Raw genomic sequence first — 24,238 nt, forward strand, 5'->3', positions numbered from 1 at the left:
CTCAGTGGGTCGCTCGCCCGTAGCCCGCCCGCAGATGGCTCACCACCACGCGCGTGGCCCGTCGCAGGTCCATCGGGAGGCGGCGGCGAAGCTCTCGGGGCGCACCGGCCAGGCCCGGCCCCCCGAGCCAGACGGTGATGGGGGGGTTCATCCCTGAGACCTCCTCGGCCAGGCGTTGCGCCGCTTCCACACCTGCGGGCGTTGCCACCGCGAGGATGACGGCACGTGGTCGCAGCTGCCGGGCGGCCGCGGTCCACGACTCATGGTCAATCCCACCGCCGAGATAGCGGACGTCGACCTCGTGCCGGCGCAGGGCGATGCTGAACAGCAGCGGGGCCAGCTCCGAGCCACCCTCCTGCTCCTGGCCCACCAGCACGATCGGGCGGGAACTTCCCTCCTCCGAGGCAGTCCCCAGGCTGTCCAGCAGGGTGCCGAGGCGTCGCTTCAGTGCGCGCTCGGCGGCGTGCACGTGAGCGACCGTCAGGTTGCCCTCCTGGTGCTGTCGTTCCAGCTCCACCAGGGCGGGTTGCACCCAGTCGCTCACCACTGTGTCGAAGTCCTCCACCCGGAGCAGGTCGGTGAGCAGCCGGGTGATGCCCTCGATGTCGAACCTGCCGGCCAGCGCGCTGAGGGCGTCCGGCTCGTGCGAGGGAGGGTCGGGCGCAGGCGTGGGGCTCAACGAGGGGTCATTCATGACCAAGTCGGCCGCGCGCCCGGCGGTGGCCCCGGCCTCGATCAGCTGCACCATCACTCGCAGACGAGCCACGTCCGCCTCGCTGAACATGCGGTAGTGGCCCGCGGTGCGTCGAGGGTTGACCACTCCGTAGCGACGCTCCCAGATGCGGAGGGTCGCCGCAGTCAGGCCGGTCATCGCCACCACCTGCTTGACGGTGTACATGTCCCTCGGAAGCCCTCCCATGGCGGATATCGCGCTCTGCATCCCACACCCCTGCGGGTGGCACCGGAAAGAGCCTGCAGGCTCAGGGGTCTGGACAGGCGACTCCCGGTGTGGAATGGTGGTCTCAACGTTGAACAAACATTGTACGTCGCGGGACTGCTCTCGGTGGTCCGCGCAGAAGATGGAGGCAACGAATGACGCAGAACAATGTGCACCAGTCGTGGGTGGAACTCGCGCGGTGCCGGGGTGCCGAGGATGATCTCTTCCCCGAGGGCAAGCAGCAGAAGCGTGCTGCGGCGATCTGCATGGGCTGCCCGGTTCGCACCGAGTGCCTGATCGAGGCCCTGGACAACAAGCTCGAGTGGGGCATTTGGGGTGGTCTGACCGAGCGCGAGCGCCGTGCCCTGCTGCGTCAGCATCCCCACGTGACCTCGTGGCGTGAGGTGCTCTCGCCCGAGCGCACCGCCACCGCCGCCGGCTGAGCCTCCCCATACCCCTCATACGTACGTACCCCTCATACGTACAGGAAAAGGCGCCCCACACTGGCGGGGCGCCTTCCTTGTCTCCTGGGGTGAGCGACTCAGCTGGTGGTGGTCCACTTGACCCTCTGCAGCAGGGAGGAATAGCAACCCTTCATGGTGAGGGGCTTCTTCTCCGAATCCCTGCGGCTGCCGTTGGTGGCCAGGTAGTTGTAGTTGATCGTGGCCTTGATGACGTAGCACGGCTGGGAGATGCTCCCCTTGACGTACTCGGCCCTGGATGCGGCATCCGAAGGACTCGCCTCCCACTTCATGTCCGTGGGGTACTGGGCGTCGGTCGGAGTGTTCCGCGCGGTGAAGGGGCAGTTGTAGAGGTAGAAGGTGGTCTCCTCCAGACAGGTCTTGAAGGCCTCCTGCACCGATTTCTTGGTGTCATCGAGCCATTCTTTGGTCGGCTCGGCGTCCAGCGGGACCGAGACGGTGTCACCGGGCTTGATGGTCACCTTCTCCTTCTTGGGCTTCCAGAAGATGGTGCTGTCGCTGCTGTATCCGGCGTCGGGCTTGATGGTGTAGACGCCGGGGTAGTACAGCTCCTTCTTGCCGGGCTGCTTCTTCGAGATCGCGCTGTCGTTGACCTTGAAGTAGAGGTCCTTCTCGTCAGAGGTGAAGGTCACCGAGGCGAAGGGACGCACCAGCTTCCAGTCCTCACCGTCCTGCTTCACGGCCATGTCGGCCTTGATCTCGGTGCCGTCGTGGGAGAAGGTCACCGGGACCTTGCCATTGGCCACATCACCCACTGATCTCACCTTGTACTGGCCGCCGGGGGAATTGTTGGTGGCTTCGTAGAAGCCCATGGTGCCGACGTCGGTGACGAACTTCTCGAAGTCATTCGAGTTGGGCTGCTGGGTGTTCAGCAGGTCGAAGAAGCCCTCCACGGCCTTCGAGATGCCCGCACTGGTGGGGCTGGGGGAGCTCGACGTGCCTTCGCCACCCTGACCACCCTCATCGCCGCCATTGCGGGTCAGGGCGTAGATGCCGCCACCAAGTAGGAGGACCGCCAGCGCCACCACGATGGGGATGATCGGGTTGATCTTCTTCTTCTCGGGGGTCACAGCCTGGGCGCCACTGGCGTCCCACTGCCCCCAGGCCTGATGTCCCTGGGGCTGCTGGTTGCCCCAGGACTGCTGGCCCTGCTGGTTGCCCCAGGCCTGCTGGCTCTGCTGGTTGCCCCAGGCCTGGTCCTGGCCGCCCTGGAAGGTCGGGCGATCCCACCCGCCGTCGTGGCTGGTGGGAGGGTTGGCGCTCGGCTGGGGGTTCGCGCTGCCCCAGACATTCTGCTGGCCGCCGTCCCATCCTTGCTGGGAGTTCCAGGCCTGGCCCTGCTGGTCCCACCCCTGCTGGTCCCACCCCTGCTGCGGCGGGTTCGCGCTGGAGGGAGGGTTCGCGCTGCCCCAGCTCTGCTGGCTCCAGTCACTGCCCTGGTTTCCACCAGAAGTCGTCATCGTTCATCCTCCTGCGCGTGGGGGCCCGGAGAGCTCCTTCGCCCGGCCATTCGTCCGTAACAGGGTACTTTGAGGTGGGTGCGACGGAGGTCTCAACAGACGTCGATCTGCACTTTCATCACATGATTGTGACCTGTCGCCACCGTGATGGCCACCGAGAGCACGTCTCCCGGGTGACGCAGACCATCCGGTGGTCCTCCTCGCCGACCTCGGCCATGGTGCCGCAGGTCAGGAGTGGTCATGATCGAAAGCCAGCTGCTTCAATGGCCGGGGGCCCCGAGCAGGTGAATCCCGCCGCCGCGGACGCCCCTGAAAGGTCACAGATGTCGACGATCGTCTACCTGCACGCCCACCCCGACGACGAGTCCACCCTCACCGGCGGGTCCATGGCGTTGGCCCACCGGCGCGGGCATCGCGTGGTGTGGATCTGCTGCACAGACGGCTCCCTGGGCACTGCCAGCGAGCACGAGCCGGTGGCCGTGATGCGCCGCCGGGAGGCCGAGGGCAGCGCCCGCGTCCTGGGTGTTGACCGGCTGATCTTCCTTGGGCACAGCGACTCCGGAATGACCGGCTGGGAATCCAATGCCGCCCCCGAGTCCTTCATGAATGCCGACGTCGCGGCGGTCGCACGCGAGGTCGCCGACATCCTCGACGAGGAGGACGCGGACTTCCTGGTCGGCTACGACTGGCACGGCAACTATGGTCACCCCGACCACATCATGGTGCACCGGGTCACCCACCCCGCCGCCGAGCTGGCTGCCCGGCGTCCGCGAGTGCTCGAGGCGACCATGAACCGGGACGCCTCCCGGCGGCAGTTCGAGCAGCTTCTCGCCACGATGCGCGAGTCCGGCGATGGCCAGGACCTCCCGGAGGGCGAGATCGACTTCAACCCCGACGCTCCCGCCGACGACGGCAACCCGATCGGGACCCCCGAGGTGGAGCTGTCCTGGGCTGTCGACGTCTCCGAGGTCGTCCAGGTCAAGCGCCAGGCGTTGGTGGAGCATTCCTCGCAGAGCGATGCCGCCCAGATGCTGTCGATGCCGGAGAACTGGTTCGCGGCCGCCTTCGGCTGGGAGTACTACATCGAACAGGGTGTGACTCCGATGCGTGTTGGCTGGCCCTTCGGTGACGTGCTCGCGGGGAGATCGGTCAGTGGGGGCGAGCCGCCCGCCTGACCATCCGCACCAGAGCCACCGCACCCCAGGCGAGGGCCCCTGGCGTCCCGTGGCGTTCACGACAGTGAATGTCAGGTCACGTGGGGGCGGTTATCGTGGGGCCGTGATCGTGATCCCCGCTGGTTCCCCCGACTTGATGGATGCCCACCTGCGGGTGCGTCGCGAGGTCTTCTGCGGCGAGCAGGGCGTGACCGCGGCCGAGGAGATCGACGGCCGCGATGAGGAGCCCGGCACCCTGTGTGCGGTGGGCATCGTTGACGGCGAGGTGATCGCGGCCGGACGCCTCCTGGACCTCGGCACCCCGGTCGTGCACGTGGGACGGGTCGCGGTGCTGGCATCGGCTCGCGGCACCGGGCTAGGCCGCGAACTGATGCGCGGTCTCGAACGACTCGCCGTCGAGAACACCACCGGGTCGCTGACCCTGGTCCTGGACGCCCAGGAGTATGCCCAGGGGTTCTACGCCTCACTCGGGTACGAGCGCACCCCCCGTGAGCGCTTCCTGGACGCCCGCATCTGGCATGTGGAGATGGCCAAGCAGGTGAATCCTGAGGTGGAGCAGGAGCGGACGGCCTAGAACAGGCCCTCGGGAGTCGGCGGGGCGTGGGTCGGGTCGACGCCCTTGAACAGCTTGGACACTGAGCGTCCCTCGTGGATGCGGCGGATGGCATCGGCAAACAGCGGGGCGACCGAGCGGGTGACCAGCTGGGGCCAGTCCTTCGGCGGCGGGACGGTGTTGGTCGCGACCACTTCCTCGATGAACGGATGGTTGCTGAGCCGCTCCACGGCCCGGCCTGTGAACAGGCCGTGGGTGGTGGCGACCGAGGCCCCGGTGGCGCCGAACTCCTCGAGACGTTCCAGCAGCTCGATGATGGAGCCGCCGGTGGCGATCTCGTCGTCGAGCACGATCGCCTTCTTGCCGTCCACGTCGCCCACGATCGAGTCGATCACGACCCGGTCGTCGGCCAGTCGTTGCTTGGAACCCGCAGCGACCGGCAGGTTCAGCAGGCGGGAGAAGACGGTGGCCTGCTTGGCATTGCCCAGGTCCGGGCTGACCACGATGTGGTTGGAGAGGTCGCGTCCGCGGTAGTGGTTGGCCAGCTCGCCGATGGCGGTGAGGTGGTCGACCGGGCAGCTGAAGAAGCCGTGCACCTGGGGCGCGTGCAGGTTCATGGTCAGAACCCGGGTGACCCCGGCGGTGTTGAGCAGGTCAGCGACCAGACGCCCGCCCAGGGAGATGCGCGACTTGTCCTTCTTGTCCGAACGGGCGTAGGCATAGTGCGGGATGACCGCAGTGATGGAATCGGCCGAGGCGCCGCGGGCTGCGTCCACCATCATCAACAGTTCGACCAGGTGTTCCTGGGTCGGAGGGACCAGCGGCTGGATGATGTAGACATCGCGGCGGCGGCAGTTGGCGAGCAGCTGGGCCTGCAGGCAGTCGTTGCTGAAGCGGCTCAGGTGGGTGCCGGAGAGTGGCACGGAGAGGTTCTCGCAGATCTCCTCCGCGAACGCCTTGTGGGCGGAGCCGCTGAACACGACGATGTCCTTCACGGGCCCAGCTTATGGCGTGTTGGCTTGGGGGTCGATCACTACACTGGCGGGCATGAGCAGCGCACCCGAGAACCGAACCTCCCACAATGGAACCCCCCAGGGCAGCACCGCCCACGGCAGCACCTCCCAGAACAGCACGCCGCAGTACAACGTCGGCATCCCGCAGCAGGAGCCCCTTCGCCAGGGCCTGTTCTACCTCGCGGTCGGCCTGAGCGTCCTGATGCTGGCGATGGCAATCCTGGGCCTGATGATCGCCGGCGGTGTCGGGGGGCTGGGGACGATGCACTCGATCATCGGCTACTCCACTCTGTTGGTGGCGATCCTGGCTGCGGTGGCGGCCTGGCGCTTCTCGAAGGCAACCGCCCAGAAGGGTGTCTTCTACCACGCACTCTCGCTGCCGATCCTGATGCTGCTCCAGATCGCGCTGGGGGAGATGCACCAGAAGCACATCCACATGGCCCTGGGCATCGCGATCCTGATCGCTGCTGTCGGTCTGGTGATGATGACGCGTAAGAAGATCCCCGCCTCCATCTGAACGGGTTGATCGGGTGAACCAGATGGAACCCGTCGTGTCGGCGGGAGCGAACCTCATCGTGCCTCCGACTACACCGGAGGAGCGGCTGCTCGCCCGCAACCCCTTCATGGCGCTGGTAGGACAGTACGGGCGCGTAGCGATCGGCGGCCGGCTGCACGTCTACCCGGGAGCGCTCGTCTTCCAGTCGCACAGTGTCAACTTCAGCCGCCCTGATGGGGTGATCCGGTTTGAGGAGATCGCCGACATGCGCACCAGCTGGCGGATGGCCTCAGCATTGCTCGTCATCACCACGACAACCGGGCACGTGCTGGAGTTCGTCTGCTGGCGCCGCACGCGGGTGATCGAGGCGGTCCGTCGGCTCAGGGGTTGGTGAGCGCTGCCAGGAAGTCGTCGACCTCGGCGGCGGTCGGTGCGGTGTCCGGTCCCTTGCGAGTCACCTTGATGGCTGCTGCCGCATTGGCGTGACGACAGGCCTCGACCCAACTGTCGCCGCTGATTCGGGACGCCAGGAGCGCGCCGGTGTGTGAGTCCCCCGCGCCGTTGGTGTCGACCGGGACCTGGGGAAACCCGGGAACCACGGTTGTCTGGCCATCGGCGTGGACCGCGCATCCGTTCTCCCCGTCGCGCACGATGGCGACTGCTCCCGGGGGAAGCAGGGCGGCCACGGCGGTGGCGGCCTCGGCCATGTCGTCGATGCCGGTGAGGGCGGTGCTCTCTTCGAGGTTGCCGGTCCACACGGAGGTGAGCTGCAGCACGGTCTCCTGCAGGTCGGCGTGGAGGTCCTCGAAGATTGCTCCCGGGTCGAGCACGACGGCCACGCCCTCGGGGAGCATCGCCAACCAGGTGAGCAGGGGCGTCCGGGTGGACTCGATGCCCAGACTGTAGCCGCTGACGCAGATGACGTCGCCGGGCTGGGGGTCGCTGGCCTGGAGTTGCTCGACTGACAGGTCGCGCTCGGCGCCCAGGGTGGTGACGAAGGTCCGCTCGGCGCCGGGTTCCAACATCACGAAGCAGATCCCGGTGTCCTTGTCGGCAACCGGATGACCGGCGACCTCGACGCCCGCCTCCCCGAGGGTCGTGCGGATCAGGTCGCCGTTGGGGCCAGTGCCGATGGCGCCGGCGTGGACGCAGTGCGCGCCCTGCCGGCTGGCGGCCAGCAAGATGTTGACAGCGCTGGCCGCATAGCGGCGGAAGTCGGTGGCCATCACATTGCCACCCCGGCGGGGGAGGGTGGGGACCTCCGCGACGGCGTCGACGAGGGCCTGGGCGGTGTGGATGAGGCGACGGGTCGCTGGTTGGTACGGGGGCGTCATCAGGCGAAGCCCGCCCACTGGCGAATCCTGGCGGTCAGGTTGTCGTGCTGGGGAAGCTCGTGCCCGTCCAGGGTCAGGATCGGGACGACGCCACGCACGGAGCTGAGGAACCAGGCACCCTCGCAGCCCAGGGCCTCGTCGGTAGTGATCAGGCCGATGTCGGTCTCGAAGCCATCGCGGGCCGCGTTGTCGAAGACCACGCGCTGGGTGATCGAGTGAAGGATGCCGGTGCCCTCGATCGGCGTGGTGACCAGACGACCGTCGAGGAGGCAGACCAGGGCTGAGGTGGGTGCCTCGAGGCAGTAGCCGTCGGTGGTGGTGAACAGGACGTCCTGGGCCCCGCGGCGCAGGGCCTCGCGCTTGGCGGCGACGTTGACCGCGTAGGACAGGGTCTTGACCCCGCCGAGCAGCCAGGGTCGGTCATGGAAGGCATCGCTGGGCATCCCGCGGCTGAGCATCGCGACGTGGACGCCGAGCCGGTCGCGGACCGCGCCCTCGGTGAGTTGGGTGAGGGTGAACAGCTCGGTCGGGCTGAGGTCGTCGCCCAGCGGGTGCTGGGACTCCTGCCCGTTGGAGTACATGATCTTGAGGACCGCTTCGCCGGGGAGCGTCCACTGCTCGAGGGCCTCGTCGATGGTGGCCTGCCAGGCACGACGGTTGATCAACGTGCCACCGATGCCGGTGATGGAGGCATCGAAACGGTCCAGGTGGAGCTCGAGGTGGTCGACGCTGGATCGTCCGTCGCGGTCGGTGACCACGCGGGTGGCGTCGAAGACGCCATCGCCGCGGGTGAAGCCCAGGTCGTCGGCAGAGACGACGAGGTGGCCGGCGGGGAACACTCCCCGTCCGACCACCCCGACCAGTTGCTGTGCAGTCATGCGCCCACACTAGCCAGCATCAGCCGGCTGCGGCAGGGCCCGGATGGGACGCCCGCGACAGTGCCGCATGCGGCCCTTGCGCCGGTGCCGGCTCAGGCCTGCTTGATTGCGGAGATCTCGATCTCCAGGGTGACGTCGTCGGAGACGAGGACGCCGCCGGTCTCCAGGGCTGCGTTCCAGGTCAGTCCGAAGTCCTTACGGGAAATCTTGGTCTTGCCCTCGAAGCCGATGCGCACGTTGCCGAAGGGGTCGGTGGCCTCGCCGGCGAAGTCGAACGGAATGGTGATCTCGCGAGCGGTGTCCATGATGGTCAGGTCACCGGTGACGTTCAGGGTGTCCTCGTCAACGACCTCAACCTTGGTGGAGTCGAAGGTCATGGTCGGGAATTGGGCAGTCTTGAGGAAGTCGTCGCCGCGGACGTGCTCGTCACGCTGCTCATTGCTTGAGTCGAAGGACGCCGTCTGGATGGTGACGTTGACCTTGGCGCTCTCGGGGTTCTGGCCGTCACCCGATGCGGTCCCCTCGAAGTCGTTGAACGAACCGCGCACCTTGGTCACCATCGCGTGGCGGGTGACGAAGCCAAGGCGGGAGTGGGCGGGGTCGATGGCGAAGGTTCCGTTGATGGTGGTCAGACCGGTCATGGGGGATGCTCCTGAGTCGTTGAATGTTCAATCTATATGGGTCTAACGAGGCACTGAGCGGAGTTATTCCTGAACCCCGAAACTTTCTTCGGCGCGGTCGGCGGAGAGCTCCATTACGGCTCCCTTGCGCCCCCACGACCCTATGAACTGGAGGGCAGTCTCGCTGGGGGCGGGCCGAAGTCGTGGGGGCGGAGGGTGCTGTCAGCTCCCTACCGCCATCTGCTGCCTCTGCGGCAGCAGATGGCGGTAGCGCTCCGGCGAACGGCTGCTGGTGGATGGCTTTCGGGGGTGCCTGACGAGCACGAGGCGAAACGTTATCCACAGGGTGTTGTCAATGTGGCGCATGCAGGGGCTTTCGTCGGCATCATCCCCTGCGAATGGGGGTGGCCAATGGGCGGAATGCTTGACGTGGTGGGGTTCATCCTGCGTTGTCGTCGGGTGGCGGACATGAGCCAACGTGACTTGGCGCGGGTGCTCGGCGTGTGCGCGTCGACGGTGGCGCGGTGGGAGACGGGTGAGCGGGAGCCGGTGGCGTCGATGCTGGCGCGGATCGCTTGGGTGGCGGGCCTGGAACTGACGCTCACGATTCCGTCCGCCTCGTCAGCGTCGTTGGACGAGTTGGCGGAAGCGTCCGCGGCGGAGGCGCCGAAGGGCGGGGATCCGAGGGACGGAGAGCTGAAGGACTGGGGGCCGACGGCGCCGGGACGTGGAGCGGGGCCCGCTACCAACGGGGAATGGGTCCAGAAGGTGGAGGAGTGGCCTGAGGACACGGAGAGGGATGCGCTGGGGCGGCGGTGGCCCGCCCACCTCGACGTATTCCTCACCTCGCGTGGGGAGTCGCCCACGCGTTACTACTGGACTGAATCGCGGCACATCCACGTGCCCTACCGGGCGGGGCGGGACCGGCTGCGGGGGTGGGTGCCGTGGTACGACCCGGAGGAGGTTCCCGAGGTGCGTGGGCCACTGGTGGTGCGGCGCCTGAGGGAGACGGTGACCCGCGCAGATCACCGCGCCTGGTTGCTGATGCTGAAGAGGTCGTATCGGGAATACCAGGAGCGCCGGGCCGCATTCCTTCGTTCGCTCCCGGGCTACGTCGAGGAACCGGATTGCCAGTGCGAGGTCGAGTGCCACGAGGCCATCACTTGCGTCGAGTCCTGCGAATGCCGGTGCGAGGTGGAGGGCTCGCGGATCGTCGCGTGATGAGGCTCACGCCACCCACCTGGCAACCAGCGGCCTCACGCGTTGGGCGTGCAGGGCGTCGCCTCCTCCCGGAAGTCATCCAGCCGTCTGGCAGGGAGCCGCCGAAGGGAACGTGACCGTTCATCGTTGGATACGTTCTGGTCGCACACATCGGCTACCCTCGGAAACCCATGACTGCCTTCCTCCCGGAGGACCCCTCCGACGCCGCGTCCGCGGGAGCAGTCCACCCCGAGCAGCCCACCCTCCCCAAGAATTTCGACCACCTCTCCCCGGCCTTCCCCGGCCGCGCGCCGTGGGGTACCGCCCAGTCGCTGCGCGCCTGGCAGGCCGAGGCGCTGAACCTCTACCTCGAGCGACTCCCGCAGGACTTCCTGGCAGTGGCCACCCCCGGCGCAGGAAAGACGACCTTCGCGCTGCGGGTGGCGTCCGAACTGCTGCGACGCGGCAAGGTGCGCAAGGTGATCATCGTCTGCCCGACCGAACACCTGAAGGTCCAGTGGGCCGAGGCCGCGGCCCGTGCGGGGATCAAGATCGACCCCGGTCTGGCGTCCGGCAGTTCGCGCAAGGGACGCAGCCGGGAGTTCGACGGCGTGGCGGTCACCTACGCGGGCGTCGCGGTCAACACCTTCAGCTACGAGGCCCGCTGCTCCGGTTCGCGGACGCTGGTGATCCTCGACGAGGTCCACCACGCCGGTGACGCGCTCAGCTGGGGGGACGCCATCAAGCAGTCCTTCGCGCTGGCCACCCACCGCCTGATGCTCACCGGTACTCCCTTCCGCAGCGACGACAACCCGATTCCGTTCGTCACCTATGACGAGATGCCCGACGGCACCCGCAAGTCCCACGCCGACTACACCTACGGGTACGCGAATGCGCTGGCCGACCATGTCGTGCGGCCGGTGATGTTCATGAACTACGGCGGGCCGATGCGCTGGCGCACGAAGTCTGGGGACGAGCTCGAGGCCAACCTCTCCGAGGCGCTCACCAAGGACCTCACCGCCCATGCCTGGCGCACCGCCCTCGACCCCAAGGGGGAGTGGGTGCAGTCGGTGCTCGCGGCCGCCGACAAGCGACTCAGTGAAGTGCGACGCCACGTCCCGGACGCCGGCGGGCTGGTCATCGCAACCAACCAGACCACGGCCCGCGCCTATGCGCGGATCCTGGGCGAGATCACCGGCCAGAAGCCGACCGTGGTCCTCTCCGACACCCCGGGGTCGAGCAAGAAGATCGAGCAGTTCGCCGCCAATGAGGACCGCTGGATGGTTGCCGTCCGCATGGTCTCCGAGGGCGTGGACGTCCCGCGGCTGGCGGTGGGGGTGTACGCCACCGCCACTTCGACCCCGCTCTTCTTCGCCCAGGCGATCGGGCGCTTCGTGCGGGCACGCCGACGCGGTGAGGTGGCGACCGTCTTCCTCCCGACGGTGCCGGTGATCCTGGCCCACGCGACCCTGCTGGAACGCCAGCGCGACCACGTCCTCGGCCGCCCCCGCAGTGATGAGGAAGGGCTGTGGGACGAGTCCGAGGCGCTGATGGAGGAGGCCAACCGTACCCGCGACAACCCCGACGAGCTGCTGGGGAGCTTCGAGGCGCTGGCGTCCGGAGCGGCCTTCGACCACGTCCTCTATGACGCGCAGCAGTTCGGCATGGTCTCCCCCGTCGGTACCGAGGAGGAGCAGGACTACCTCGGGCTGCCCGGGCTGCTCGACCAGCAGGACATCTCGCGTCTGCTGAGTGAGCGGCAGCGACGCCATCTCGCCCGCCACCAGAAGCAGGAACGCCGAGAACGCGTCCCCGAGCAGGTCAGCCTGCACCGGGCGCTGGAGCAGCAGCGCAAGGAACTCAACTCCCTGGTCAGCCAGTTCGCGGCGAGCTCCGGCAAGCCGCATTCCCATGTCCATGCCGACCTGCGGCGAGAATGCGGCGGTCCGCCGCTGGCCAGGGCAACCACTGACCAGGTCGACCACCGCATCCGCACCGTGCGGCGCTGGCTGGGACGCTGAACGAGACTCAGCTGGTCGGTTTGCGACGCGTCAGCACCTGCAGGGTTCCGGCGTACATGATCACGCAGAAGGTGACCAGAGCGAGGGCATCGAGCAGCCAGATGCCGGCGCTGTGCTCCCACATCCAGTCCTCCGGACGTGTCGGGTTCATGCCGATCAGGTCGATCGTGCTGGCACCCATCGCGAAGGCCCAGCGGGCCGGGACGAACAGGGAGAGGAAGTCCAGCGGCTGGCGTCCGGTGATGTCGATCAGGCCACCGCACATCAGCAGCTGGATGATGACGCTCACCGCGAGCACCGGCATCGTCTGCTCCTGGGAGGTGACCAGGGAGGAGAACAGCAGGCCGAGCATTCCGGTGGCGAAGGTCATGAGGAAGACCATCACGATCAACTCGAAGGTGCCCGCATCCCCGAAGGCCGCCGCTCCCGACGGCGCGTCCTTGTTGAGCCGTACGGTCAACACCAACAGGATCGCCTGGATCAGCGTCAACCCGGCCATGACGCAGACCTTCGAACTCAGGTAGATCACCGGCGAGACCCCGACCGAGCGTTCTCGCATGTGGATGGGCTTCTCCGCAATCAGCTCCCGCACCGAGGAGGCCATGCCCATCAGCGCGCCGCAGAGCACCAGCACGAGCAACAACTGGCCGGACTCCGCGGTCGGGCGTCCGGGAAGCGTCGAGGAGAAGCCCTTGTCGCCCTCGATCACCCAGGAGATGATGCCCAGAACGATGGGCATCAACAGGGTGAGCGCCGCATAGGACTTGTCGGACAGGATGATCCGCAGCTGGCGACGCACCAACGTCCCCCACTGGCGATCAACCTTCGGCGGACGCGGACGCGTCAGCTGCGGCGGCGGTCCCTGCGGCACCGGGGCCTGGGCCGCGGCGACACCGCGCTGCATCTGGGCATGACGCTCCGCCATCTGCCAGCGATCCGGCTCTGACTTGATGTAGTCGAAGATGTCGGCGTAGTTCGAGGTGCCGAACCGCTCCTGCACACCCTCCGGTGGGCCGAAGTAGGCCAGCTTGCCCCCGGGGGCGAGCACCATCACGTAGTCGCACTCGGCCAGGTTCGCCACCGAGTGGGTGATCACCAGCACCGAGCGGTCGCCGTGGGCCTGCTCGCGCAGGAGCTCCATGACGTCACGGTCAAGGCTCGGGTCAAGACCTGAGGTCGGCTCGTCGAGCATGAGCAGGGTCGGCTGCGTGATGAGCTCCATCGCGACCGAGGTGCGCTTGCGCTGGCCGCCGGAGAGCTTCTTGACCAGAGTGCCCTGGTGCTGGGCCAGGCCGAGGTCGTTGATGACCTCGGCCACCTCCCGGTCGCGGGCGGCCTTGTCGTAGTCCGAGGGCAGGCGCAGCTCAGCGGCATAGGTGAGCGACTGGCGCACCGTCAGGTCACGGTGCACCACGTCGTCCTGGGGGACGACGCCGATCCGGGTGCGCAGCTGCTCGTAGTTCGCGTAGAGGTCATGCCCCGCGTAGCTCACGCGTCCCGAGGTCGCCGGCTGGGTGCCGGTCAGCGCCTTGAGCAGGGTCGACTTGCCCGCGCCGGAGGGGCCCACGACTGCCACCAGGGAGCCCGGCGGGATGTCGAAGGAGATCTGGTCCATCAACACCTTGCCGTCCTTGAGGCGGAAGGAGATGTTGTTGGCGACCAGCGCGGAGTCCTTGTCGTCGAGCTCGACCAGGATGCCGTGGTTGTTGGCGAAGCTGGTGCGCCCGATGGTGAGCCGGTCGCCGGGGGTCAGTTCGGCCTGGGTGATGTCATGGCCGTTGATCTGGGTGCCATTGCGCGACTGGGCATTGCGGACCAGGAAGTTCGGGCCCTGGCGCATCAGCATTGCGTGGTGGCGGGAGACCAGCGGGTCGTCCAGCACGATGGTCGAGGAGGGGTCACGCCCAATGGTGACGGTGGCGCCAGGGGCCGAGTCGATCCTAATCAGGGGACGCTGCCGCGGGGCGCGCTTGGACTTGTCCTCGCGCTTCGACACGACCATGCGCACGGTCTCGCCGGGCTGGGCCACAGCTGCGGAGGGCGCGGACTGCGCTGGCCCTGACGACTGCGGGTAGGGGGCCGCCGAAGGCTGTTGCTGCGGGGCGGAAGGCTGCTGGTAGGGCTGCTGGTAGGGCTGCGCCGAGGGCTGCTGGTAGGGCTGTGCGGACGGCTGCTGGGGGCCCGGCCCCTGCGGGGGGAAGGGCTGGCCGGGGAAGGGGGGCCGCCCCGGGAAGTGCTGCGGGGGCACCTGCTGGGGTGGGAACTGCTGGGGTGGGAACTGCTGCGGGGGCACGCCGGGCTGTCCGTAGGGTCCCTGCTGGGGCGACCACGGCCCCTGGGGACCGGACGGATAGGGCGGTTGTCCCATGACGCGGGCCTTTCCTCGCTGGTGATTCGCAGGTGACTCTACCGGCCACGGGGTGAAATCCTCCTGAACGTCAAATCCATCCGGGGGCGGATGCCGGTCGAGGGATGAACTGCCTACGGTGGAGGGGTGACATTCGTGGACCGTGTGCTGCGCTGGCTGGGCGCCGAGGATGACTGGCAGCGCCCGCGCCCGCGCATCGGACGCTCGGACTGGCTGGTCGCGGGCTTCTCCTTCCTCCTCGCGGCGATGACGGTGGAGGCACTCCGTTCCTTCGTCGGCCCCTCCGGTACCAGCGTCTGGCAGCAATACCTGACGCTCGCCACCGCCGGTCTGCTGCTCATCTTCCGGCGCCGCTACCCGATCGTCACGATGGTGGCGCTGGGGCTGCACTTCTTCATCGCCTGCACCTGGGTCCCGGAGGTCGGCTACTCCTTCACCTACCAGATGATCCCCTTCCTGGGCCTCTACTCGGGCATGTCCTGGGCGCGGGAGCGCAAGGCCGCGCTCATGGCCGCCATCGGCCTGGCGCTCGGCTTTGTCCTCTGGCTGACCTGGATGTTCGCGCTCGGTCGGGCTCTCGAGGGCTTCAACGCCGAGCAGGCGACGGGGCGCGGTCTGTTCAGTCCTGCCGTGGGTGCGGTCATCTACACCGCCATCTGCAATGCCATCTACTTCTTCGCGGCCTTCCTGATGGGTGCGGGGGCGTGGAACCAGGCCCGCCAGCATGCCGCAGTGGTTGAGCAGGCGCGCATCATCCAGGAGCAGTCCGAGGACTTGGCCCGGGGCGCGGTCCTCGCAGACCGTCTGCGTCTGGCCCAGGAACTGCACGATGTGGTCGCCCACCATGTGGCGGTCACCGGTGTCCAGGCCGGGGCAGCCCGCAAACTGCTCAGCCGTGACCCCGAGCAGGCTGCCCTCGCCCTGGCGAACGTGGAGGCGTCCAGCCGTGACGCGGTGGGGCAGATGCGTGACCTGCTCGGCACGCTGCGGGCCGACGACGCCGACCAGTACCAACCCACCGTCGGTGACCTGCCCTCGCTGGTCGACTCGGTGACGGGGCCAGGGTTCGAGGTCGACCTGCAGGTCATCGAGGACGCGCCGGGGGCCGCAGAACGGCTCCCGCTCCCGGTCGGGCTCTGCCTCTATCGGATCACCCAGGAGTCGCTGTCGAATGTGCGCCGGCACTCGACCGCCCACGGCGCCCGGGTGGTGCTGCGTGTCGATTCCAGCCGTGCAGAAGTCGAGGTCACCGACGATGGGCGTCCGCTGGGCAACACCTCGGGCTCACGCTTCGGGCAGCAGGGGATCCGCGAGCGGGTGAACGCGCTCGGCGGTGAACTGGACATGGGCCCGCGCCTGGACGGCGGCTACCGTGTCCGCGCCCGGATGCCTCTCTCCTGACCGGTGCTCAGCTGCGATCAGGCTGAGCCGTACACTCGGCGGGTGACTGAAGCCAACCAGCCCCTCCGCGTCCTGCTGGTGGACGACCAGGCGATGATTCGCGCCGGCTTCCAGATGATCCTGAATCTGGAGGACGACATCGAGGTCGTCGGGCAGGCCGGCAACGGGGCCGAGGCCATCGAGGCAGTGCAGCAGCTCCACCCCGACGTGGTGCTGATGGACGTGCAGATGCCCGTCATGGACGGCATCGCCGCCTGCACCCGCATCAGCTCCGAAACCTCGGCCAAGGTCGTCATCGTCACCACCTTCGACCGCGACGACTATCTCTTCGAGGGCCTGCGCGCGGGGGCGTCAGGCTTCCTGCTCAAGAATGCCGAACCAGAGGTGCTGGTGGACGCGGTGCGTGCCGCGGGGCACGGCCATGCGCTCCTCAGCCCGGAGGTGACCAAGCGGGTGGTCGCGCAGCTGACCAGCGTGCCGGCTGCTCCGGCGTCCCCCTCGAGGCCCGAGCCCGGCGATGATCCCCGCCTGGCGCGCCTCACCGAGCGGGAGCGCGAGGTGCTGGTCCTGGTCGGACGCGGGTTGAGCAACCAGGAGATCGCCGCGGAGCTGTTCGTGGGGGAGGCGACGGTGAAGACCCACGTCAGCAACCTGCTGTCCAAACTCCACCTGCGAGACCGGGTGCAGGCCGTCGTGCTCGCCCACCAGGTGGGGCTTCTCCCCCTCCGGACTGAGGGCTGAATTCCGTCCCACGGCTGATCCGCCGCTGGTTCACCCGGCGACAGAGTAGAGGGGTACTGCTCCACAGCCCAGGAGGACCTGATGCTCGAAGTCCATGGACTCACCCGTCGCTTCGGCGATCGGGTGGCCGTCGACGATGTCTCCTTCACCGTGCCCACCGGCACGACAGTCGGATTCGTCGGTGCCAACGGTGCCGGCAAGACCACCACGATGCGCATGATCATGGGTCTTCTGGCCCCGACCGCCGGCGAAGTCCTCTGGAACGGGCGCCCCGCCACGGACGCCGACAGGCGCGGTTTCGGCTACATGCCCGAGGAACGCGGGCTCTACCCCAAGCAGCCGATCCTCACCCAGCTGGTCTACCTCGGTGAGCTTCGTGGCATGCCGGCAGCGGACGCCCGCAGTGAGGCGACCGAGCTGCTCACTGCCCTGGGTCTGGGGGAGCGCACCAAGGACAAGCTGGAGAAGCTGTCGCTCGGCAACCAGCAGCGCGTCCAGATCGCCGCCTCGCTGATGGCTGACCCCTCGATGCTCGTGCTCGATGAGCCCTTCTCCGGTCTCGACCCGATTGCGGTGGACGCCATGAGCGCCATGCTCCAGCAGCGCACCGCCAGCGGTATCCCGGTGTTGTTCAGCAGCCACCAGCTCGACCTGGTGGACCGCCTCTGCGATGCGCTGGTCATCCTCAGCCAGGGACGTGTCGTGGCCGCCGGCACCCGCGAGGAGCTCATCGCGATGGGCACCACCCGCCACCGGATGGTCCTCGACTCCGACGCCGGTTGGCTGCGCGACATGCGCGGCATCACCGTCGACGACGTCCACGGGAACGCCGCCACCTTCACCCTCGATGCCGCCGGTGTGGAGAACGACCTGCTGGCCGAGGCGATACGACGCGGAAAGGTCCTCGAGTTCGCACCCCTGCGTCCCACCCTCAGCGAGATCTACCGAAAGGTGACCGGACAGTGAGCACCCCGCAGCAGCACACCGAACACCAGCGCCGCTGGAGCCAGCCGAAGAACGCCTGGGGCATCGTGATGCGCCGCGAGATCTTCGCCAAGCTCACCGACAAGGCCTTCCTCAGCGGCACCATCCTGACCCTGGCGCTCATCATCGGCGCGACCGCACTGGGCATCTTCGCGGGTAACCGCGGCACCAGGGCCACCATCGCCGTCACCACCGACCAGGCCGCCGCCGTGGTGCGGACCACCGACCAGATGCAGAAGGCGACCTCGGACAAGAATTCCTTCACCGTCGAGCAGGTGGCGTCCGAGGAAGCCGCCCGCAAGGCCGTCAGCGAGGGCGATGCGGACGCCTGGCTGCGCCAGCAGGACGGTGCCTGGACGCTGGTCTTCAACAAGAAGTCCACCCCGGAGGTGACCTCGGCCATCAGTCAGGCGGTCCAGACGCAGCTGATGGGTGAGCTCGGGGCCAAGGCCGGAATGAAGCCCGAGCAGCTCACCAGAGCTGGCACGGTGCAGACCGAACTGGTCGACGGTGGCACCGACAAGGCGCTGCTGACCATGATCGCCACCTTCGCCTTCTCGATCCTGTTCTTCATGTCCAGTCTGACCTTCGGCATGCAGATCGCCGGGTCGGTGGTGGAGGAGAAGTCCTCCCGGATCGTGGAGATCATTTCCGCCGCAATTCCTGTCCGGCAGCTGCTGGCGGGCAAGGTGATCGGGAACACGCTGATGGCGCTGGGGCAGATGGCGCTGTTCGCGATCGCGGGGCTGGTCGGCCTGAGCTTCACCCCGTACAAGGACATGCTGCCCGCCGTCGGCGCCGCCGTGGTCTGGTTCCTGGTCTACTTCATCGCCGGCTTCCTCGCGCTGGCCTGCGTCTGGGCGGTCGCCGGTGCGCTCGCCTCTCGTCAGGAGGACCTGCAGTCGACCACGACTCCGCTGACGATGATCCTGACGCTGGTCTACATGGCGGGCTTCTTCGCCTCCGGCACACTGGCCAAGGTTCTCAGCTTCGTGCCCGTGATCAGCTCGGTGCTGATGCCGGCTCGCCTGGTTGCTGGGGACGCCAGCTGGTGGGAGCTGGTCGTGGGCCTGCTGCTGAACCTGGCCTTCGCGGTCGTGACGGTGCTGATCGGCGAGCGAATCTACCGCCGGGCGCTGCTGCAGACCCAGGGCGTGATCAGCTACCGCCAGGCCCTCAAGCTCACCGACTGAAACGTCGCCTCATGTCGATTCCTTGAGCGACGGACGCAAACCTGCCCATCATTGTCAGCCCTGCCCGCAATGGCAGGTAGGGCTGACAATGATGGGTGCGTTTGCGTGCTGAGCTGAAGGCTGCTCAGAAGGTCGGCTTGCCGCCGGTCACACCGAGCACGGTGCCCGAGACATAGGACGCATCACTCGGGGAGCCCAGGAACACGTACGCGGGCGCCAGCTCAGCGGGCTGGCCGGGGCGACCCAGCGGGGTGTCCTCACCGAACCCGGTCAACTTCTCCGGGGTCTGGGTGGCCGGCTGGAGCGGGGTCCAGATCGGTCCGGGGGCGACGGCGTTCACGCGGATGCCCCTGGGTCCGAGCTCCGCGGCCAGGTTGATGGCCATGTTGAGCTCGGCGGCCTTGGTGGCGGCGTAGTCGATGAGCTTCTCACTGGGCGAGTAGGCCTGGATCGAGCTGGTGAAGATGATCGAGTCCCCCTCGCCCAGATGCTTGAGCGCCTCCTGGGTGGTCCAGACCATCGCGTAGATGTTGGTCTTCATGATCCGGTCGAGCTCTTCGGTCTTGACGCTCTCGATGCCGCTGTCACGCTTGGCCCATTGGTGGGAGGCGTTGTTGATGACGATGTTGAGCCCGCCGAGCTGCTCGGCGGCCTGGTTGACGACCTGACGGCAGTGCTGCTCGTCGCGCAGGTCGCCGGGCAGCAGGACGCACGCGCGTCCGGCCTTCTCGACCCACGTCTTGGTCTCCTGGGCGTCGTCCTCCTCCTCAGGGAGGTAGGCGATCGCCACGTCCGCGCCCTCACGGGCGTAGGCGATGGCGACGGCGCGACCGATGCCGGAATCGCCACCGGTGATGTAGGCCTTGAGGCCCTCGAGGCGGCCGCTGCCCTGGTAGGACTCTTCGCCGTGGTCGGGGCGAGGTGTCATGTCGTCGGTGTGGCCGGGAGGATTCTGCGACTGCTCAGGGATTCCCTGGGTGGCGAGGTCCTCGGCGGTCTGGTCTGGTTCCTGATGCTGCTCAGTCATGAACCCATTCAACGTCCCCATGGCGTCGCATGTGCGGAGTCGTCAGCGGCCCGCCCACAGGGGTGGGAACCGCCAGCGAAGGATCCTGAACGCATGTGCGAACCACCCCTGCAGGGTGTGCACCTGTGGCCCCCAGCCTGTGCGAGCACCTCCATCCGTCCTAGGGTGGAGGCAACCACCTCAAGGGGGAGGACGCATGAAGAAACTCAGTGTGGATGTGGTCGTCATCGGCGGCGGCGCGACCGGAGCGGGCGTCGTCCGCGATGTCGCGATGCGCGGCTACTCGGTCGCCATCCTCGACAAGGCCGACCTCGGCCAGGGAACCACCGGCCGGTACCACGGCCTGCTCCACTCCGGGGGCCGGTACGTGGTCAGCGACCCGCACTCCGCCACCGAATGTGCCGAGGAGAACGAGGTCGTCCGCCGCATCCAGGCCCACGCGGTCGAAGACACCGGCGGCCTGTTCGTCGTCACCCCCGATGACGACCTGGACTACTCCAATGGCTTTGCCGCTGCGGCAGCAGCCGCCCAGGTTCCCTGCGAGGAACTCACCATTCGTGAGGCCCTGCGCCGCGAGCCTCGACTGAACCCGGGCATCAAGCGTGCCTTCGCCGTCCGTGATGCGTCCGTTGACGGCTGGCAGCTGGTCTGGGGTGCGGCCAATGACGCCAAGCGCCACGGCGCCCACATCCTCACCTACCACCGCGTCACCGGCATGGAGGTCGTCGACGGCTCAGTCCGTCAGGTCACCGCGATCGACGAGAAGCGTGGCGAAGAGGTCCAGATCGACTGCAACTTCGTCCTCAACTGCGCTGGCCCCTGGGCCGGTCAGATCGCCGGCATGGCGGGCTGTGAGGAGGTCGAGGTCGTCCCCGGCCGCGGCATCATGATCGCGATGAACCACCGGCTGGTGAACAGCGTCGTCAACCGCTGCATCTACCCGGCCGACGGTGACATCCTGGTGCCGGTGCACACGGTCTCCATCATCGGCACCACCGACGTCAAAGCCACCGACCCCGACCAGCTCGCCATCCCCCGCGACGAGGTCCAGCAGATGTTGGACGCCGGTGAGGCGCTGGTCCCGGGCTTCCGCGAAGCACGTGCGGTCCATGCCTGGTCCGGGGCACGTCCCCTGTTCAAGGACCCGAAGGTCAGCGCCAGCGACACTCGCCACATGACCCGCGGCATGAAGATCCTTGAGCACGACACCCGCGACGGGGTCAACGGCATCCTGTCGATCATTGGTGGCAAGCTCACCACCTACCGCCTGATGGCCGAGCACATGGTCGACATCATGGAGGAGAAGCTCGGCAACCAGAACGAATGCAAGACTGCCGAGGAGATCATCCCCGGTAACGAGGACCGCAAGACCTATGCGGTCACCCACCGCCTGGAGGAGCGGGAGCACGACCGCTTCGAGGACCAGATCATCTGCGAGTGCGAGCTGATGAGCCGCGGCATGATCACCCAGTTGATGACTGAGCAGCCCACCGCCAGCTTCGACGACCTGCGGCGCCAGCTGCGACTGGGCATGGGTCCCTGTCAGGGCGGCTTCTGCTCCATGCGCGCCACCGGTATCGCCGTCGAGGAACAGATGGTGGACGTCGAACGCTCCACCGAGCTGATGCGCCTGTTCCTCAAGAACCGCTGGATCGGCCTGTGGCCCATCCTCAACGGTGACCAAGTTCGCCAGACCGCGCTCGACAACTGGATTTTCCACGGAACCTTCGACATCGAGCACCTCCCGCAGTCCGAGGAAGAGGCCCTCTGATGACCAGCCACACCGCCCCCATCGCTGACAGCAGCCTTGCCACCTCCGCCCAGCGCTCCGCGGCCGAGCGCGTGGTGGTGGTCGGGTCCGGCATCGCCGGTCTGACTGCTGCCCTCACCCTCGCCCGCGCCGGGAAGCCGGTCACCCTGGTCACCAAGGGCATTGGCGGCCTGCAGCTCTCCCAGGGCACCATCGATGTCCTGGGCTCCCGCGACGGCAACTACGTCCCCTTCGCGTTCGACGCCTTCGACGGCCTGCCCGACTCCCATCCCTATCGCCTCATCGGCAAGGACGCGGTCCTTTCCGGTGTCGAGACCTTCGCACGCGAGCTGGGGGAGGGCTACTTCGAGGGGCAGGCCGGGGTCAATGCGCTCTACCCCACCGCCGTCGGGGCCCTGCGCCCCACCGCCCTGGTGCCCGCCAGCATGGCCGCCGGCCGCGCCGAGGTCGGCAGGAGGATGGTCATCGTCGGCGTCCGCGAACTGAAGGACTACCACCCCGAACTGATCGCCGGGAACCTCGCCCGCACAGCCCTGCCCGAGGGCGACCCGATGGACGTCCGCGCGGCCTCGATCTCGCTGCCGGCCCGCGAGGGTGAAGTCGACTCCAACCCGGTGATGTACGCCAGGTCGATGGACCGCCCGGAGTTCCGCGCCAGGTTCATCGCCGAGGTGAAGAAGGTCATCCAGCCCGGCGAGGTCGTCGGCGTCCCGGCGGTGCTGGGGCTCAACGACCCGACCGTGCATGCCGAGGTCGAGAAGGGTCTGGGCGCTGAAGTCTTCGAGATCGTCAGCCAGCCGCCCTGCGTCCCCGGCATGCGGATGAACCAGCACCTCACCGTGCGCCTCAAGGAACTCGGTGTCCGCATCGTCCTGGGTGCCGAGGTCGTCGGCCTGCAGGCCCACGAGGGCCGGGTCACCGGAGTTGACGTCCGCACCGCCGGACGCGTGCGCACCCTGGCGGCCGAGGCAGTCATCCACTGCGGCGGCGGATTCGAGTCCGGTGCCCTGGCGGTTGATTCCCACAACCGCGTGTCCGAAACCCTCTTCGACTTGCCCATCACCGCCACCGACGCGACCGAACTCATCCACGGCGACTACTGGGGTGCGCCCCAGCCGCTGTTCGAAGTGGGCGTTCGCGTCGACGAGGCGATGCGCATCCTGGACGCCGAGGGCCACCCCGTGTACCCCAACCTCTTCGCCGCCGGCGGAATCCTGGCCGGGGCGATCCGCTGGCACGAGAAGTCCGGCGAGGGCATCGCCCTGGGCAGTGCGCACAAGGCGGCACGAACCATCTGTGAAGGAGACCTGTCATGACCAGCCACGAGGTCGTCCAGCAGGGCGAGAGCCACGAGCACAACACCCTGGCAAGGGCCAGCCTTGACAACTGCGTCAAGTGCACGATCTGCGAGACCCAGTGCCCGGTCTCGCGCGTGACCCCGCTGTTCACCGGACCCAAGTTCGTCGGCCCCCAGGCCGAACGTTTCCGCAATGGCGAATCGGTGGACAAGTCGTTGGACTACTGCTCCTCCTGCGGTATCTGTACCCAGGCCTGCCCCCAAGGCGTCAAGATCGCAGAGATCAACACCGTCGCGCGCGCGGTCATGAAGGAGGACCACATGCCCGTGCGCGACCGCCTGATCGTCCAGACCACGCTAATGGGCAGGTTCATGACCCCCTTCGCACCGGTCGCGAACATGGCGCTGAAGAACAAGCCGGTCCGCAAGATCATGCAGGCCGTGGTCGGGGTGGCCGAGGACGCGCCCATGCCGCCGGCCCAGATGCAGAGCTTCGAGGGCTGGCTCAAGCGGCGTCCCCGACCGAAGACCCAGCCCACGCGTGAGCCGATCGTCTTCTTCCACGGCTGCGCGGGGGGCTACTTCGAGGTCGAGACCTCGAAGAAGACCGTCGAGGTGCTGGAGCACTTGGGCTACGAGGTGCTGGTCCCCAAGCAGGGCTGCTGCGGCCTGGCGCAGCAGAGCAATGGCCTGTTCGCCGGTGCCCGGCGCAGCGTCAACGCCCTGGTGGACGCCCTCCTGTCGGCAGGCAAGGGCCTCACCATCGTGTCCAGCTCGGGATCGTGCACGGGCATGCTGAAGCATGAAGCCCACGAGATCCTCGGCATGGACGACCCCCGCCTGATGGAGGTCGGCAGCCGGATCAGGGAGACCTCGGAGTTCCTGCTGGAGCTGCTCGACGAGGGCATCCTGACCCCGGACATGCTCTCGCCGATCGAGGCGACCATCCCCTACCACCAGCCCTGCCAGGTGAAGTCCCAGGCCATGGGAACCCCGGCGGTCACGGTGATGGAGGCCATCCCAGGGGTGAAGGTCGTCGAGTCCGGTCAGCCGTGCTGCGGTATCGCGGGCACCTACGGCCTGAAGAAGGAGAAGTACGAGATCGCCAAGGCCGTCGGGCAGCCGGTTTTCGACATGGTCAAGGAGACCAACCCCGATCTGGGCACCTGTGACACCGAGACGTGCCGCTGGCAGATTCAGAAGCACTCCGGCGTCCGGATGGTGCACCCGGTGGAGCTGTTGCACCAGTCGCTGGGGCTGTCGAACGACCTGAAGGTGTAGGTGGAA

At 67.6% G+C, this 24,238-nt stretch carries 22 protein-coding genes; 14 read left to right on the top strand and 8 right to left on the bottom strand.

All coding sequences use genetic code 11. The features are described from left to right. Window position 1 precedes the first annotated feature (1 nt). Complete coding sequence (locus tag M3G03_RS07045; RefSeq protein WP_259808979.1) at window positions 2-898, bottom strand: MerR family transcriptional regulator; 897 nt, start codon at window positions 896-898, stop codon at window positions 2-4. 194 nt (window positions 899-1,092) lie between these two features. On the opposite strand from M3G03_RS07045, the gene M3G03_RS07050 reads away from it, so the two are divergent. After that, complete coding sequence (locus tag M3G03_RS07050; RefSeq protein WP_259808980.1) at window positions 1,093-1,380, top strand: WhiB family transcriptional regulator; 288 nt, start codon at window positions 1,093-1,095, stop codon at window positions 1,378-1,380. Window positions 1,381-1,478: 98 nt separating this feature from the next. Here M3G03_RS07050 and M3G03_RS07055 read toward each other — a convergent pair whose 3' ends face one another. Continuing rightward, window positions 1,479-2,879: a hypothetical protein gene (locus M3G03_RS07055; protein ID WP_259808981.1), complete on the bottom strand. Its 1,401-nt coding sequence runs from the start codon at window positions 2,877-2,879 to the stop codon at window positions 1,479-1,481. Between the two features lie 323 nt (window positions 2,880-3,202). Between M3G03_RS07055 and M3G03_RS07060 the strand changes: the two genes are divergently transcribed. Both M3G03_RS07060 and M3G03_RS07065 read left to right on the top strand, forming a co-directional pair. After that, window positions 3,203-4,054, top strand: a complete 852-nt coding sequence (locus M3G03_RS07060; protein ID WP_259808982.1) for a PIG-L deacetylase family protein — start codon at window positions 3,203-3,205, stop codon at window positions 4,052-4,054. Between the two features lie 103 nt (window positions 4,055-4,157). Then, entirely contained in the window at window positions 4,158-4,628 is a 471-nt protein-coding gene (locus M3G03_RS07065; protein ID WP_259808983.1) for a GNAT family N-acetyltransferase, read from the top strand. On the opposite strand, the gene M3G03_RS07070 is transcribed toward M3G03_RS07065, so the two are convergent. Next, window positions 4,625-5,602 (bottom strand): ribose-phosphate pyrophosphokinase, encoded by a 978-nt coding sequence (locus tag M3G03_RS07070; protein ID WP_259808984.1) that lies wholly within the window; start codon window positions 5,600-5,602, stop codon window positions 4,625-4,627. The genes M3G03_RS07065 and M3G03_RS07070 overlap by 4 nt on opposite strands. A gap of 52 nt (window positions 5,603-5,654) precedes the next feature. Here M3G03_RS07070 and M3G03_RS07075 point away from each other — a divergent pair, with 52 nt between their 5' ends. Further along, window positions 5,655-6,137, top strand: coding sequence for a hypothetical protein (locus M3G03_RS07075; RefSeq protein ID WP_259808985.1), 483 nt, complete (start codon window positions 5,655-5,657; stop codon window positions 6,135-6,137). A 22-nt stretch (window positions 6,138-6,159) separates the two neighbouring features. After that, entirely contained in the window at window positions 6,160-6,510 is a 351-nt protein-coding gene (locus tag M3G03_RS07080) for a hypothetical protein (RefSeq protein ID WP_259808986.1), read from the top strand. On the opposite strand, the gene M3G03_RS07085 is transcribed toward M3G03_RS07080, so the two are convergent. The 3 genes from M3G03_RS07085 to M3G03_RS07095 all read right to left on the bottom strand — a co-directional run bounded on the left by M3G03_RS07085 (window position 6,497) and on the right by M3G03_RS07095 (window position 8,969). Beyond that, a complete protein-coding gene (locus M3G03_RS07085; protein WP_259808987.1) occupies window positions 6,497-7,450 on the bottom strand; it encodes a PfkB family carbohydrate kinase in 954 nt (317 codons plus the stop codon). The genes M3G03_RS07080 and M3G03_RS07085 overlap by 14 nt on opposite strands. After that, window positions 7,450-8,328 carry an aminodeoxychorismate lyase gene (locus tag M3G03_RS07090; protein ID WP_259808988.1) on the bottom strand — a complete coding sequence of 293 codons (879 nt, stop codon included), beginning with the start codon at window positions 8,326-8,328 and terminating at the stop codon, window positions 7,450-7,452. The genes M3G03_RS07085 and M3G03_RS07090 overlap by 1 nt, the downstream gene beginning before the upstream one ends. A 92-nt stretch (window positions 8,329-8,420) precedes the next feature. Beyond that, window positions 8,421-8,969 (bottom strand): YceI family protein, encoded by a 549-nt coding sequence (locus tag M3G03_RS07095; RefSeq protein ID WP_259808989.1) that lies wholly within the window; start codon window positions 8,967-8,969, stop codon window positions 8,421-8,423. A gap of 399 nt (window positions 8,970-9,368) precedes the next feature. Between M3G03_RS07095 and M3G03_RS07100 the strand changes: the two genes are divergently transcribed. Continuing rightward, complete coding sequence (locus tag M3G03_RS07100) at window positions 9,369-10,169, top strand: helix-turn-helix transcriptional regulator (RefSeq protein ID WP_259809053.1); 801 nt, start codon at window positions 9,369-9,371, stop codon at window positions 10,167-10,169. Between the two features lie 170 nt (window positions 10,170-10,339). Next, window positions 10,340-12,169: a DEAD/DEAH box helicase gene (locus tag M3G03_RS07105; RefSeq protein ID WP_259808990.1), complete on the top strand. Its 1,830-nt coding sequence runs from the start codon at window positions 10,340-10,342 to the stop codon at window positions 12,167-12,169. Between the two features lie 7 nt (window positions 12,170-12,176). Here the strand turns inward: M3G03_RS07105 and M3G03_RS07110 are convergent, their stop codons facing one another. Continuing rightward, window positions 12,177-14,537: an ATP-binding cassette domain-containing protein gene (locus tag M3G03_RS07110; protein WP_259808991.1), complete on the bottom strand. Its 2,361-nt coding sequence runs from the start codon at window positions 14,535-14,537 to the stop codon at window positions 12,177-12,179. Between the two features lie 126 nt (window positions 14,538-14,663). Here M3G03_RS07110 and M3G03_RS07115 point away from each other — a divergent pair, with 126 nt between their 5' ends. The 4 genes from M3G03_RS07115 (at window position 14,664) to M3G03_RS07130 (ending at window position 18,856) form a co-directional block, all read left to right on the top strand. Further along, window positions 14,664-15,938 carry a sensor histidine kinase gene (locus tag M3G03_RS07115; RefSeq protein WP_259808992.1) on the top strand — a complete coding sequence of 425 codons (1,275 nt, stop codon included), beginning with the start codon at window positions 14,664-14,666 and terminating at the stop codon, window positions 15,936-15,938. Between the two features lie 42 nt (window positions 15,939-15,980). Next, window positions 15,981-16,679 (top strand): response regulator transcription factor, encoded by a 699-nt coding sequence (locus M3G03_RS07120; RefSeq protein WP_259808993.1) that lies wholly within the window; start codon window positions 15,981-15,983, stop codon window positions 16,677-16,679. An 81-nt stretch (window positions 16,680-16,760) separates the two neighbouring features. Continuing rightward, a complete protein-coding gene (locus M3G03_RS07125; RefSeq protein WP_259808994.1) occupies window positions 16,761-17,645 on the top strand; it encodes an ABC transporter ATP-binding protein in 885 nt (294 codons plus the stop codon). Beyond that, on the top strand, window positions 17,642-18,856 hold the full coding sequence (locus M3G03_RS07130) for an ABC transporter permease (RefSeq protein WP_259808995.1): 1,215 nt from the start codon (window positions 17,642-17,644) through the stop codon (window positions 18,854-18,856). Before M3G03_RS07125 ends, M3G03_RS07130 begins: the two co-directional genes overlap by 4 nt. Window positions 18,857-18,980: 124 nt before the next feature. Here the strand turns inward: M3G03_RS07130 and M3G03_RS07135 are convergent, their stop codons facing one another. Then, entirely contained in the window at window positions 18,981-19,883 is a 903-nt protein-coding gene (locus M3G03_RS07135) for an SDR family oxidoreductase (protein WP_259808996.1), read from the bottom strand. Between the two features lie 196 nt (window positions 19,884-20,079). On the opposite strand from M3G03_RS07135, the gene glpA reads away from it, so the two are divergent. From glpA to M3G03_RS07150, 3 genes are read left to right on the top strand one after another with little or no spacing between them, the layout of a single operon-like run. Continuing rightward, the gene (gene glpA / locus M3G03_RS07140) at window positions 20,080-21,654 is read left to right on the top strand and encodes an anaerobic glycerol-3-phosphate dehydrogenase subunit GlpA (RefSeq protein ID WP_259808997.1); all 1,575 of its coding nucleotides are present in this window, start codon (window positions 20,080-20,082) and stop codon (window positions 21,652-21,654) included. Next, entirely contained in the window at window positions 21,654-22,970 is a 1,317-nt protein-coding gene (glpB, locus tag M3G03_RS07145; RefSeq protein ID WP_259808998.1) for a glycerol-3-phosphate dehydrogenase subunit GlpB, read from the top strand. The genes glpA and glpB overlap by 1 nt, the downstream gene beginning before the upstream one ends. Continuing rightward, on the top strand, window positions 22,967-24,232 hold the full coding sequence (locus M3G03_RS07150) for an anaerobic glycerol-3-phosphate dehydrogenase subunit C (RefSeq protein WP_259808999.1): 1,266 nt from the start codon (window positions 22,967-22,969) through the stop codon (window positions 24,230-24,232). The genes glpB and M3G03_RS07150 overlap by 4 nt, the downstream gene beginning before the upstream one ends. Window positions 24,233-24,238: the final 6 nt, after the last annotated feature.

It is taken from the genome of Aestuariimicrobium sp. p3-SID1156 (genome assembly GCF_025144225.1).
Taxonomy (GTDB): Bacteria; Actinomycetota; Actinomycetes; order Propionibacteriales; family Propionibacteriaceae; genus Aestuariimicrobium.